Here is an 11,258-nt window from a genome sequence, read left to right on the forward strand (position 1 = left end):
AGGAAGGTTCATGGCGGTCGTCGCCGCTCCCCTCCTACGCCGCGCCGGCCGCTTCCGCCGGCGTGAGACGTGGTCGTTCTACGCCTTCGTGGCACCGTGGATCGTCGGATTCGTGGTGTTCACCGCGATCCCGATGGTCGCCTCGCTCGGGCTGTCGTTCACCGACTGGGACTCGTTCCAGGCGCCGAACTTCATCGGATTCGACAACTACGTCGAGCTGTTCACCGAGGATCCGCTGTTTTGGGCCGCACTGCGCCACACACTGTACTTCGCGGTGGTGTCGGTCCCGTTGTCGCTGCTCATCGCCCTGTTCCTGGCGAACCTGCTCAGCCGGCCGTTCAAAGGCGCGCGTTTGTTCCGCACCGTCATCTACATCCCGGCGCTGGTGCCGCTCGTAGCCTCGGCGATGATCTTCCGATGGCTGCTGGCCCCGCAGACCGGCCCGGTCAACGGCTTCCTGGCGATGTTCGGCATCGAGGGACCGGCGTGGCTGCTCGACGAGAACTGGATCATCCCGGCGATCGTGCTGCTGTCGCTGTGGCAGGTCGGCGCCGGCACGATCCTGCTGATCGCCGCCCTGCAAGGGGTGCCCCCAGCCCTGTATGAGGCCGCCCGCATCGACGGCGCGAACCGGCGGCAACAGTTCTGGCACATCTCCGTCCCCTTGGTCACGCCCATCCTGTTCTTCAACCTGATCACCGGCATGATCGCCGCGTTCCAAGTCTTCTCCCAGGTGTACGTGCTCACCGACGGCAAGTCGGGCCCGTCCAACGCCAGCCTGATGCTCGTGCCCTACGTCTACGACAATGCCTTCCGCTACTACCACATGGGCTACGCCTCCGCGCTGGCCTGGGTCCTGTTCATCATCATCATGATCCTCAGCGCCGGCATCCTCCGATCGTCGCGTGGCTGGGTCTTCTACGAGACGGAAGTGCGTACGTGAACCCCCGCGTGACCCGGGCGGGCGGAGCCGCCGTCCGATACGCCGTGCTCACCGTGGTCTCGGCGATCCTGCTGGCACCGCTGGTCTTCATGGTGTCGATCGCCCTGTCGAGCGACCAGACCACGCGCGAGTTGTCGTTCAGCTTCCTGCCGGCCGAGTTCGAGTTCGGCAACTTCGTCGAGGCGTTCACCTCCGATCTGCCCATCGGACGGTTCCTGGTCAACAGCACTCTCATCGTCATCTTCTCCTGCGTCGGGATGACGTTCTCCAGTGCTCTGGTGGCCTACGGATTTGCCCGCCTGCGGGCGCCTGGCAAGGGCATGCTCTTCGCGCTGCTGTTGTCGACCATGATGATCCCCGCCGAGGTGCTGCTGATCCCGCAGTTCGTCCTGTTCCGCAACCTCGGCTGGATCGACACGCTGCTGCCGATCATCGTGCCGAACTTCTTCGCCAACGCCTACAACGTGTTCCTCATGCGGCAGTTCATCACGCGTATCCCCGCCGAGCTGGATGAAGCGGCGATGATCGACGGCCTCGGCCACTTCGGACTGTTCCGGCAGATCATCATGCCGCTGATGAAACCCGTGCTGGTCGCGGTGACGATCTTCACGTTCACCTTCAACTGGGGCTATTTCTTCGGCCCGCTGATCTACATCAACAGCGAGGAGAAGATGCCGCTCGCACTCGGCATCCAGGCGCTGTCGGCGACTAGCTCCGGCGCTCAGGCACCGCCCTGGAACATGGTCATGGTCGGCGCGCTCATCCTCATCCTCCCCATGGTCGCTGTCTACCACTTCGGCCAGAAGTACCTCTACGAAGCTGGCCTCGTCAGCGGAAGCGCAGGACTGAAATGAGATCTGTCGAACTGGCCGGCACCGAGCTGCGCATTGACGGCGTGCCACGGGTGCTGCTGTGCGCCTCGCTGTTCCCTTTCCGGGTGCCGCGCGAGCAGTGGCGCGACCGTATCGCCGCCGTCGCCCGCCTGGGTTACCATGCGCTCGACGTCTACGTGCCGTGGAACTTCCACGAGACCGAACCAGACATCTGGGACTTCTCTGGGCAGCGCGACATCGAGCACTTCCTTGAGCTGGCACGCGCGGCCGGGCTATTGGTGCTCGCCCGGCCGGGCCCTTACATCTGCTCGGAATGGGACGGCGGCGGGCTGCCGGCGTGGCTGCCGCTCACCGATGGGCTGCGGCTGCGCCAGAACGAGCCACGCTACCTCGCCGAGGTGGAACGGTGGTTCAGGCGGATCATGCCGATCCTGGCCCGCCACCAGCACACCCGCGGCGGGCCTGTGATGCTCGTGCAGGTGGAGAACGAGCTCGACTTCTTCGACTGCGACGACCCCGGCGGCTACGTCGAGGTGCTGGCCCGCTCGGCTCGTACACACGGCATCGAGGTGCCCCTCGTGGCCTGCGCCGGCCAGGGCGACATCGTACGCGCCGGCGGGACGGCGACCGACGTCGCCGCGGCAGTGAACCTGTATCCCGACGACGACTCCTCCGACGTCGAACGGCACGCCGCGCACTACGAGGAGGCACTACGCAAACAGGACCTGCCGCTGCTGGTGACCGAGACCAACCGGCTGCACCGCACGCTCAAGCGACTGCTGGTGTGCGGCGCGCGGCTGCTCGGCCCGTACCTGCAGGCGTCGGGCTGGAACGGCGAATACGGCACCGCCGTCAACAACTGGGGCGACGTGCTCGGCTTCATGACCCACGACTACGACTTCGGCGGCGTGCTCGACCCGGCCGGAGCCGAGCGGCCCGACGCCGTGGAAGCCCGGCGGCTGGCCGCGCTCGTAGACGCGCTCGGCCCGCGTCTGGCCGCGGCCGTCCCGGTCGGCGAGTACGGGCCCGCGTACGCGCTCGACCTCCATGGCGGAGGGCAGCTGCTGTCGCTGACCAATCTGGCGGACGCCGACATCAGCGCCGAGGTGGACGAGTCGCTCACCGTCACCGTGCCGGCGGCCAGTTGCCTGCTCCTCGTCCGTGATCTCCCGTTGCCCGGAGCAGGCGTGCGGCTCACCGCCACGGCCGAGCTCACCGGTCTCGCCGAGCGGCCCGGTGAGGCGGTGGCCACGTTCGCCACCCGGGGCCACACCGAGATCCAGCTGACGGTCAGCGGCGACTGGTCCGCACAGACCGAAGGCGACGTGCGGGCCGACACCCTGCGCGTGACCGGCTCGAACGGATCCGTGCTGATCACGACGGCGGTCGGCGCACTGAGGTTGGTGTTCGAACCGGCCCAGACTCCGCCGCCCGCACGGCCGACCACGGCGTACGCGGTGACGTCGGCCCACGTGTCCGGACCTGTCGGCGCCTGGCGCACCGTCACGGAGAGAACCGCCGCCCAGCCACTCGAACGGCTCGGCGTGTATTGCGGCGCCGGCCGCTACCGCACCGCCGCCGACCTGCGCGGCGTGACCGGGCTGGTACTGCGCTCGGCCGCCGACGTGATCGACGTGCGGGTCGCGTCGACCTCACTCGGCTGGGTCGCCAGCGGCGGAGGCGACCTGTGGCTGCCCCTCCCGGATCCCGCCCAGGACGCGGACCTGATCATCACAGCGCGCATCTGGGGCCACTCCAACTTCGACGACGGCCGCCTGCCCGCGCTCCGGCTCGGCTCGCTGCGCGGCATCGCCGGCGTCCTGGCCGTCACCGACATCACCCGCCTGTCCGAGGGATGGCTGGTCGGTCCGGACGCGGACCCCTCGTCCGCCCCACCGCCGCGTGGCGGGCTCGGCGGCTGGATGACGGCCTGCTTCCCGCAGACCATCCGCTACCGGCGCGTCGTCGACCGCCCCGGGCCCGCCGCGCTGCGGGTGAAGGAGGGTCAGGCCCGGCTCGACGTCGCGCTCAACGGAACCGTTCTGGGTACGATCACTCCTCTGACCCCGGTGCTGTGGCTGGACGACCTGCGTCAGGGCGACGAGCTGACCGTCGACGTGCACCGTGCCTGGGGTGAGCCCACTGGGGACGTCGAGCTGTTGCGAGGCCGCCTCATCGAGGGCTGGGACGTGGCCGCCCAAGGGACGGCGGAGCTGCTGACCGCCCGCCGCGGCGCCGACCTCGTAGCCGCTGAGCTGCCGGTCGCCGTACCGGCCGGTCAGGCGCGATGGCTGCACCTGGGCGATCTCGGCCCCGCAAGTGACGCGAACGTGACGGTCAGGTTCCGTGGGGCGGGGCTGCTGGCCACCGCCCTGGCCGGTGGCCGGAACCTCGGCCGGGTCTGGATCGGCCCGCCGCCCCCCGGGGCGACGCTCCGTGGCGGACGCGGCGACCTGCTCGTCATCCCCGCCCCATGGCTCCGCGACGGCCTCGACCTCTACCTCGAAAGCACCACCACGGGCATGGGTCAACTCGACGAGATCATCATTGACGGGCCGATCGACGCCCCGTCTGGATGATCCGCCGGGCGTCGTCGCGATCCTCGCTGTCCCTCAGATCGTCGGCGACCGCGGCCGATACGGCCAGCACCGCCTCGCGGAACGCCCGATCGTGGGGCACCACCTCGGCTTGCGGAAAGACGATCGGATCCATCGTGGTCCGCGGCGGCCAGGAGTCGCTCATGACGCCGTCACCTTCTTCTCCAGATGCGACCTCATCGCCGACCCCAGCCGTGAAGCACCGCGCAACAGGCCGGACCGATGAAAGGACTTCCTGGCCGGCACGCCGTCGGACAACACCATGGCCGCCCTCCAGTCGTCAGGGATCTGCGCGAGCACAGGCAGATCGAAGAGCGCCTTGCTGACCTCCTGAGAGGTGTACGGCCCACCGCCGACAGTGCACAGCCCGACCGAGACATCCGTTCCTACCCGGCGCCCCAACGCGTCGAGCCGCGGGCGGGCCTGAACCACATGCCGCAGTGTCGGCCGCACCAGCATGACCGCCACATCACAGGCCGCGATCAGGCTCATCGGCGTGTCGGACCGGCCGATCTGCCCCACGTCGACGACCACATCGACCTTCTCCTGAGCGGCCATGAGCACCCCTGCGACGGTCTCCCAGGCACCTTCCAACTGCACGAGGTGGCGGGGATCACGCAGTCCGGGAAGCAGCAGCCACTTCCTCGCGTCCTGATCAAGTGCGATGACGTGCTTCCACATGATGGCCGGGTCCGAGTGGTGAGCGGCGGCCAAGGCCAGCTCCAGCAGCCCGTACTCGTGCCCGTCCATGCTTCCGGCGAGGAAGCCCGGCAAGACGCTGCCGCCCTGAGGGTCGCACTCGGCCAGCAGCGCCCGCCCCTCCCAGACGTACGTCGTGGCCAATGCCGTGGTGGTGACGCCGGGAGACCCGCCCGGACTCATCAGCGCGAACATCCCCATCAAGGCCTCCTGGGCGTCAGGGCCATGGCGATGTTCCCGTCTGACGCCAGCGCGGCCAGCCTGGGGCCCTCCTGACTGGGCACGAGGACGTCCACCACCATCAGCCCGTCGTTGTCCGGCCCCTTGACCTGATCCACCACAGCCTCGACCCCTCCGGACGAGGCCTTGACGTCATCAGGGACGGTCTGAGCATCCGAGGCGGGCACCACCAGAAGTCGATCACCAGGTCGTAGCCCCCTGGCCGGGAGCCGACTGGGCTTGACGGCGATCGGAATGAGCTGCTGATCAGTCAGGGGTGTGACCTGATCAGTCACCATCCGGGACTGGACGAGCACGCCCTTCATCAAATCGACGGCCGCCCGCTTGCCGATCACCCGCTGCAGCTCATGACCGCCGACAGCGGCGACGGCCTGGTCGGCGCCCACCATGGCAGTCGAGATGTTCTGCGCGGTGAAAGGCTGCCCGAGCGCCACATCCTGCGTGACCACCAGCACCGGCTCACGATCGTTCAGCCGCATTACCGTCTGGACGGTGAGGAATGCGCCGCCGGCGACCACAAGCGTCCCGAACACCAGCGAGCTACGCCGACGCTGACGCGGCTGCGACAGGAGCTTGGGGGCACGTGTCGGAGGCGGGTCAGCTGCGGACAGCTGTCCCGATGCATCGGAAGTCATCTCGCGAGCCATCAGGAACCCCTTCCAACCAGCGCCGGCGCCTCGCCGATCCGCAGCGGAAACGTCGTCGAGGTTGTGATGGGTGCCACCGGCCCACCGGAGCCACCCGATCCGACCCATCGAGCCGTCCAGACCACCGAGACCTTCACCTGGTACTGGGACCCTGGGAGCCCAGCGCTCGACTGCGTGAACACGTAGGTGCATCCAAGGTTCTGATCGTCGGGAGATTTCGCGTGGTCATAGGGCGCTCCCGGGCCCGAGCATGTGAGGGCCTTCTGACCCGCGCCGGGCTGAACGGTCAGCTTCGAGGGAGTGGCGGTCACCTCGGCCCATACAGGTCCTGCCGTGACCTTCTTACTGATCGCATGCCACTGAGCGGGCTGCACCCAGAAGAACTGCCGCAGCCCTACGTAGCCGTTCTTCCCCCGGGGTGGCGCGGTGACGATCCCCGGCTGCGGCGGAGTGAGGAGACGTCGCGCCTCCTTCATGAGGTCTTCTGGCGAGACCCCAGGACCTGGCTGATCAGGAGCAACGGCGTTGAAGATGTTCCGTTTACTGTCAGGGCCGCGCTCACACTCGATGTAGCTGATCGAGCCTCCGTCGATGCTGTGGCAGCCGCTGAAGGTGCCACCCGACGCTCTCCGGGCCCCTTGAGCGGTGCCACCACGGCTCACCTGCCCGTGTGAGCTATACGTGACCCAGTTCCCGCCCAGCCGGACGGCTCCGTTGTCGTCATGCGGCGGCCCATGCAATGCCGTAGCCAGGATCGCGCTCACCGCGACGGCGAGGTGCATGTCGTTCCTTTCATACTCAGGTCCGTCAGCCGCCACCGCCCGTCATGGGAACGTTCCAAGGCTGCCGTAACCGTCGTGGTGGTTTTGGCGTCGGCAGTCTCCGGAAGAAGCCGGTGAGTGCGGCGATCTGCCATGGCAGCACCCGACATATCCAGGCAGTCTGTGACCTCGGCGTATGCGCCACTCACCCGCACTTCCTTGATCCGAGGCACGGCCTGACCAAACGGCTCGCGTCCCTGCGCGACCATGTCTCGGACGCCGTCGACCAGATGGTCGAGATAGCCGCCCCTCGCGTACGGCTGCAGCAACTCGCGCGCTCTCTCAGGGGACGACCTCCCCGCCTCGGCGAGGACGGACCAGTATGCCGAGTACGTCTGCACGATCAGGTCGTGCGGACGAGTTGCCTGCTCTGTCGCCACAGCGGTCGGCGTCGTGGGCGTCGATCTGCGTGGAGGCGGAGTCGAGGAAGGCGTCGCTTGGCATGCCCCTACGACCAACGGAACGAGCAAAAGAGTTGCGGCACGGGCGCGAGACCCCACGACTATCGCCATTTCGACTCCAAGTGATTACATGAACCCAAACGGTGGCATATGGTTCGATAAATTCATTGATAAGACCGAGAACAGCGCGTCCTGAAAAATGTTGCGCGAGGTGCCCCCCAGACCGGACGGGCACTCACCGACCCGACGGCACGACGAAATGCGCGGCACCAACTCGCCGGCCCCCAATGGCGCGAGCCGCCTTGATGGCGTCAAGGGGAGCGCCGCGAGGGGGCCACCCCGCCCCCTCTCGCCTTCTATCTCACATCGTCAGGCTTGGGCTTCGCCCAAACCGGCGTCCCGCATTTCTCCCAGACCACATGCCGCTTGGCGTCGAGATGTCCCCAACAGAGCTTGAAACCCACACATCACCAAGGACCGAACTGTCGGTCTCGCAGCCCCCCTGGGGGGCGCGCACCTCGAACGGCCTTCGCGCGTCGATCTTGTTGTCGTTCATCCAGACCGCTTTGTAGACGCGGTCGTCGACCCTTCCGTCGCAGACCTTGACCGCAGATCGATCCGGCAGCACGATCACCCTGCCGTCGCCGTAGCTGGCCTGCCAGCCCTCAGTTGTGCCTGCGTGTGCCGTCGCCCCCGGCATCAGAGCACCCACCAGGATGCCTGCCGCCGTCCACGCCCGTACTGCCACTCGTTCTCCCATCTCCCGGTTTCCGCCGACCAGAGAAGATAACTTTAAGTAATTGGTCAACTTCGTCAAGTGAGGGTTGGGTATGAAGCGCCCCTGGATGACCTCTATGAAGGCATTTCTGAGCAGGCGAATTCAGCGTGCTCGCATCGCTTCGAGCCGGGGGGCGTCAGCGGTGGAATGGGTGATCATCACCGCAATCATCGCAGGGGTGGCGCTTGGGCTGGCGGCCGTGATCAAGACTGCGGTGGAGAGCCGCCAGGCCGAGATCGTGACCGAGCTCAACGCCAAGTAGACGCTCGCATCAGCCCAAAACTCCCCTTGGGGCGCGGAGGCGGCACGGTTGAGAATCGCCTCCGCGCTTCGGAGCGAACTTCGATGCGTCTGTTCGACGCCACGGCACGCCCTCCGCTGCGGAGCATCTTGCGTCCCGGGCAAACACATGATCTCGCGGGCATCCTCCTGACCACCCCATGCCACAGGCTCCGCCGCCCGCTCCAGCACACTGCCCGGGGAGGGCGAACCCGACCAGACTGGCAGCGATCTCGCACCGCCAACGCCTGATCTCTTACACAGACGCACGTGTATGGCTCACCCTGTGAAGTCAGTCCGACGCATTCTCCACCGACTCCGGGCCGGACCAACGGCGCTCACGCCGTGCCAATCGCCGCCTTGAATATTCGGGATCTCCTGTCCGTACCTGTCCGGCCTTGTCATCCTGCCTTTCGGCAGTGCACTTGCTCTGCTTGTCGGAATGACACACGCGTCCTCTCATCACTGCCTGTCTGCAGCCTCTGTGCAGCTCATTCGACTCTTCGCATACGCCCAACCCCGAGCCTGGAGCGATCACCAGCGCGCGCCGGACCATGTTCTTGTTCCAGAACGAGTCCGTCAGGACGGGCCATGACCAGCGCCCATCAGAAGATCGGTAGGCGGGTGACCGTCGTGGATGTCCTGCACAGCCATGGCAGGGCGCGAGCGTACCGAGATCAGCTTCTCGGCCGACAGGGGGTCATCGTGGCCGTCCTGAGACAGGGACTGCTTGCCCTCGTGAAGCTGGACGGCCACGCGGAAAACTGTCCGGGGGGTGTGCGTCGTTGGGCTCTATGTTGGGACGACCTGGCCTTGGAGGAAGACGAGGACCATGTCGAAGACGTGCTCGAAGCGGCCTACAGAGCGGGATTCTTCTGGAGCGGGCGCCACGCTGTCCAGCATGCAGTGCTCCCTGGTACGGAGGTCAGCTTGTGCGGACGATCCGTGTCCCCGTTGCCGATCTGCGGGTGGTCCCTGACCTTCTCCCCCAAGTCATCCCGGACTTGCCCCCTCTGCGTGGACCTGACAGAAGTATCGCGCCCGAGACGCTTCTCGAGAGCGGCCCCCTCTGCAGAAGGTTGTCCAACCACCACCGAGTCCCGGCAATCCGTTCCTCATGTCCCACACAAACCGGACAACAACTGCAGCGAGGACTGCAATCTTGCCGCTGAACAGCGAAGATGAGACGCCCAGGGCCCACGTGAAGCACCGGGCGGACAAGGAGGCGGACATGGCCGACCACCCATTGTTCTGGCCGATCCGAATTCGGGCGGAACGTAAAGCCCGCAAATGGGACTCCCACGCCATGGCCAGACAACTCCGAGAGGCGGCCGGCGAGGACCGACATGATCTGCCCGAGCATGGAGATCTCGTTCGTTCCATCCGCCGGTGGGAATCCGGCTCCATCGCTCTGATGAGTGAGCGCTATCGCCTGCTGTACTGCGCCGCATTCCAGTTGGACGAGGCGACTCTCTTCGCCGCGACCGCCGAACCCACTGCGCCGTGTCTGTCTCTGGAGGCCGACAACGACCTCGGAAAGATGCGCTCCCTTCGGCAAGCCGACCGGCAGGTAGGCGGAGGCCATCTCTATGCCAGTGTTCTCGGCTACCTCCAAGCTGACATCGCGCCGCGTCTCTTCGGCGGATCCGACGGACCGCAGGCGTTCGTCGCCGCGGCGGCATTCACCGAGATGGCCGGCTGGATGGCTCATGACGCGGGCAAGGACAGTATCGCCGACCGGCACTTCTGCCGCGCACTCGACTTCGCCAAGACCAGTGGGGACCTGCAGCTCGAAGCCCACATCATGGGCAGCATGAGCCACCTCGCGCGGCATCGCGGACAGGCTGAGGAAGCGATCCGGCTCGCCCAGCTGGGAACAGCGAGGCTGGGCAGCCGCACGACCGCCCCGAGGATGCAGGCACGTCTGCTCTCCATGGCCGCGCGCGCCCATGCAGTCATGGGCGAGTCCAACGCCTGCGCTCGGCTCCTGATCCGGGCCGAGGACGCACTGACTCATGAGCAAGCGACCAGTCACTCCCCCTGGACGGGACCGTTCGACGAGGGCACTCTGGCGCTGGACACGGCACGGGCGATGCTGAGCTTGGGCCAACTGGGCGAAGCACAACGGCAGGGAAGCCGAGCGCTGGAGCTTCGAGCGCGAGACCGAACACGCAGCCGAGCTCTCACCCAACTTCTCCTGGCTCAGGTGATGCTCGCACAAGACCATGTCGACGAAGCGTGTGCACGGGCAAAGGAGGCGGTGGAGGACACTCGGTCACTGAGCTCCTTCGTCATCGCCCAGCAACTGGCCGATCTGCGCGGGCAGTTGCAAGTCCATAAGAAGCACGTCTCAGTGCCGGACACACTCCGAATCCTCGATAGCGCCCTTCGCGAGCGTTACTGGTTGTATCAGTGGGGAGACTCTCATCGTGAACCCGGACGCACCGTTGTACGAGCGTGATCCCCAAGCGTGGAACGCCTACCTTGCTGAAGGCAACGCGCGCCAAGCGCGCAAGAGAGTTGGAGCGGATGTACTGATTCGCGACGCGCTCGGACGAATTCTCCTCGTGAATCCGTCTTATAAGCCTGATTGGGATCTACCTGGCGGCATGGCCGAAGCCAACGAGCCCCCCGCTGCCGCAGCGCAACGTGAGATCAAGGAGGAACTGGGCCTGGATTTGGAGATCGGCCACCTCCTCGTGGTGGATTGGGTACCTCCACATGGACCTTGGGATGACTCCCTCATGTTCATCTTCGACGGAGGGGTATTGCCAAGCGATCGGGTCGGCGCCCTCCGCATTGTCGACTCCGAGCTGTCTGAATTTCGGTTCACCACGGCAGCCGAGGCAGCCGAGCTACTGCGCCCATACGTTTGGAACCGAGCACGTTCCGCCATCGCCGCGATCTCCGGCGAGCAAGCCGTTTATTGCGAGGAAGGAGAAGGACGTTCCCGGTCAGGAAATTGAGCAGGATCCACCTTCTGTACGCACAACCCGCTCGCGCCAATACGGGTTTCAGAG

The 11,258-nt window shown here is 66.3% G+C and carries 13 protein-coding genes; 6 read left to right on the forward strand and 7 right to left on the reverse strand.

All coding sequences use genetic code 11. The annotated features are described in order from the left end of the window. The first annotated feature begins 10 nt into the window (after positions 1-10). The 3 genes from ACIBQ8_RS21570 to ACIBQ8_RS21580 are packed head-to-tail and all read left to right on the forward strand — an operon-like array spanning position 11 to position 4,355. A complete protein-coding gene (locus tag ACIBQ8_RS21570) occupies positions 11-943 on the forward strand; it encodes a carbohydrate ABC transporter permease (RefSeq protein WP_397192814.1) in 933 nt (310 codons plus the stop codon). Continuing rightward, positions 940-1,797 (forward strand): carbohydrate ABC transporter permease, encoded by an 858-nt coding sequence (locus ACIBQ8_RS21575; protein ID WP_397192815.1) that lies wholly within the window; start codon positions 940-942, stop codon positions 1,795-1,797. The genes ACIBQ8_RS21570 and ACIBQ8_RS21575 overlap by 4 nt, the downstream gene beginning before the upstream one ends. Beyond that, a complete protein-coding gene (locus ACIBQ8_RS21580) occupies positions 1,794-4,355 on the forward strand; it encodes a beta-galactosidase (protein WP_397192816.1) in 2,562 nt (853 codons plus the stop codon). Before ACIBQ8_RS21575 ends, ACIBQ8_RS21580 begins: the two co-directional genes overlap by 4 nt. On the opposite strand, the gene ACIBQ8_RS21585 is transcribed toward ACIBQ8_RS21580, so the two are convergent. The 6 genes from ACIBQ8_RS21585 to ACIBQ8_RS21610 all read right to left on the reverse strand — a co-directional run bounded on the left by ACIBQ8_RS21585 (position 4,321) and on the right by ACIBQ8_RS21610 (position 7,998). Continuing rightward, on the reverse strand, positions 4,321-4,518 hold the full coding sequence (locus ACIBQ8_RS21585) for a hypothetical protein (protein ID WP_364343914.1): 198 nt from the start codon (positions 4,516-4,518) through the stop codon (positions 4,321-4,323). The two genes, ACIBQ8_RS21580 and ACIBQ8_RS21585, sit on opposite strands and share 35 nt — an antisense overlap. Continuing rightward, entirely contained in the window at positions 4,515-5,273 is a 759-nt protein-coding gene (locus ACIBQ8_RS21590; protein ID WP_397192817.1) for a hypothetical protein, read from the reverse strand. Before ACIBQ8_RS21590 ends, ACIBQ8_RS21585 begins: the two co-directional genes overlap by 4 nt. Further along, complete coding sequence (locus ACIBQ8_RS21595; protein WP_397192818.1) at positions 5,273-5,959, reverse strand: SAF domain-containing protein; 687 nt, start codon at positions 5,957-5,959, stop codon at positions 5,273-5,275. Before ACIBQ8_RS21595 ends, ACIBQ8_RS21590 begins: the two co-directional genes overlap by 1 nt. Next, a complete protein-coding gene (locus ACIBQ8_RS21600) occupies positions 5,959-6,741 on the reverse strand; it encodes a hypothetical protein (RefSeq protein WP_397192819.1) in 783 nt (260 codons plus the stop codon). The genes ACIBQ8_RS21595 and ACIBQ8_RS21600 overlap by 1 nt, the downstream gene beginning before the upstream one ends. Beyond that, on the reverse strand, positions 6,720-7,160 hold the full coding sequence (locus ACIBQ8_RS21605; protein WP_397192820.1) for a hypothetical protein: 441 nt from the start codon (positions 7,158-7,160) through the stop codon (positions 6,720-6,722). The genes ACIBQ8_RS21600 and ACIBQ8_RS21605 overlap by 22 nt, the downstream gene beginning before the upstream one ends. Before the next feature lie 382 nt (positions 7,161-7,542). Then, a complete protein-coding gene (locus ACIBQ8_RS21610; protein WP_397192821.1) occupies positions 7,543-7,998 on the reverse strand; it encodes a hypothetical protein in 456 nt (151 codons plus the stop codon). Between the two features lie 37 nt (positions 7,999-8,035). On the opposite strand from ACIBQ8_RS21610, the gene ACIBQ8_RS21615 reads away from it, so the two are divergent. Continuing rightward, positions 8,036-8,221, forward strand: coding sequence for a hypothetical protein (locus ACIBQ8_RS21615; protein ID WP_397192822.1), 186 nt, complete (start codon positions 8,036-8,038; stop codon positions 8,219-8,221). Between the two features lie 596 nt (positions 8,222-8,817). Here ACIBQ8_RS21615 and ACIBQ8_RS21620 read toward each other — a convergent pair. Beyond that, positions 8,818-8,994, reverse strand: coding sequence for a hypothetical protein (locus tag ACIBQ8_RS21620; RefSeq protein ID WP_397192823.1), 177 nt, complete (start codon positions 8,992-8,994; stop codon positions 8,818-8,820). A gap of 475 nt (positions 8,995-9,469) precedes the next feature. On the opposite strand from ACIBQ8_RS21620, the gene ACIBQ8_RS21625 reads away from it, so the two are divergent. Together ACIBQ8_RS21625 and ACIBQ8_RS21630 are read left to right on the forward strand one after the other, a co-directional pair. After that, positions 9,470-10,699, forward strand: coding sequence for a hypothetical protein (locus ACIBQ8_RS21625; protein ID WP_397192824.1), 1,230 nt, complete (start codon positions 9,470-9,472; stop codon positions 10,697-10,699). Continuing rightward, the gene (locus ACIBQ8_RS21630) at positions 10,668-11,204 is read left to right on the forward strand and encodes an NUDIX domain-containing protein (protein WP_397192825.1); all 537 of its coding nucleotides are present in this window, start codon (positions 10,668-10,670) and stop codon (positions 11,202-11,204) included. The genes ACIBQ8_RS21625 and ACIBQ8_RS21630 overlap by 32 nt, the downstream gene beginning before the upstream one ends. Positions 11,205-11,258 lie beyond the last annotated feature (54 nt).

The sequence above is a fragment of the Nonomuraea sp. NPDC049646 genome (assembly GCF_044465525.1).
Lineage (GTDB): Bacteria > Actinomycetota > Actinomycetes > Streptosporangiales > Streptosporangiaceae > Nonomuraea.

What these genes read in the sequence shown, in the direction of transcription:
- ACIBQ8_RS21570 (WP_397192814.1), top strand. Translation starts at nt 11, where the DNA reads ATGGCGGTCGTCGCCGCTCCCCTCCTACGCCGCGCCGGCCGCTTCCGC.
- ACIBQ8_RS21580 (WP_397192816.1), top strand. Translation starts at nt 1,794, where the DNA reads ATGAGATCTGTCGAACTGGCCGGCACCGAGCTGCGCATTGACGGCGTG.
- ACIBQ8_RS21585 (WP_364343914.1), bottom strand. Translation starts at nt 4,518, where the DNA reads ATGAGCGACTCCTGGCCGCCGCGGACCACGATGGATCCGATCGTCTTT.
- ACIBQ8_RS21590 (WP_397192817.1), bottom strand. Translation starts at nt 5,273, where the DNA reads ATGGGGATGTTCGCGCTGATGAGTCCGGGCGGGTCTCCCGGCGTCACC.
- ACIBQ8_RS21595 (WP_397192818.1), bottom strand. Translation starts at nt 5,959, where the DNA reads ATGGCTCGCGAGATGACTTCCGATGCATCGGGACAGCTGTCCGCAGCT.
- ACIBQ8_RS21600 (WP_397192819.1), bottom strand. Translation starts at nt 6,741, where the DNA reads ATGCACCTCGCCGTCGCGGTGAGCGCGATCCTGGCTACGGCATTGCAT.
- ACIBQ8_RS21615 (WP_397192822.1), top strand. Translation starts at nt 8,036, where the DNA reads ATGAAGGCATTTCTGAGCAGGCGAATTCAGCGTGCTCGCATCGCTTCG.
- ACIBQ8_RS21625 (WP_397192824.1), top strand. Translation starts at nt 9,470, where the DNA reads ATGGCCGACCACCCATTGTTCTGGCCGATCCGAATTCGGGCGGAACGT.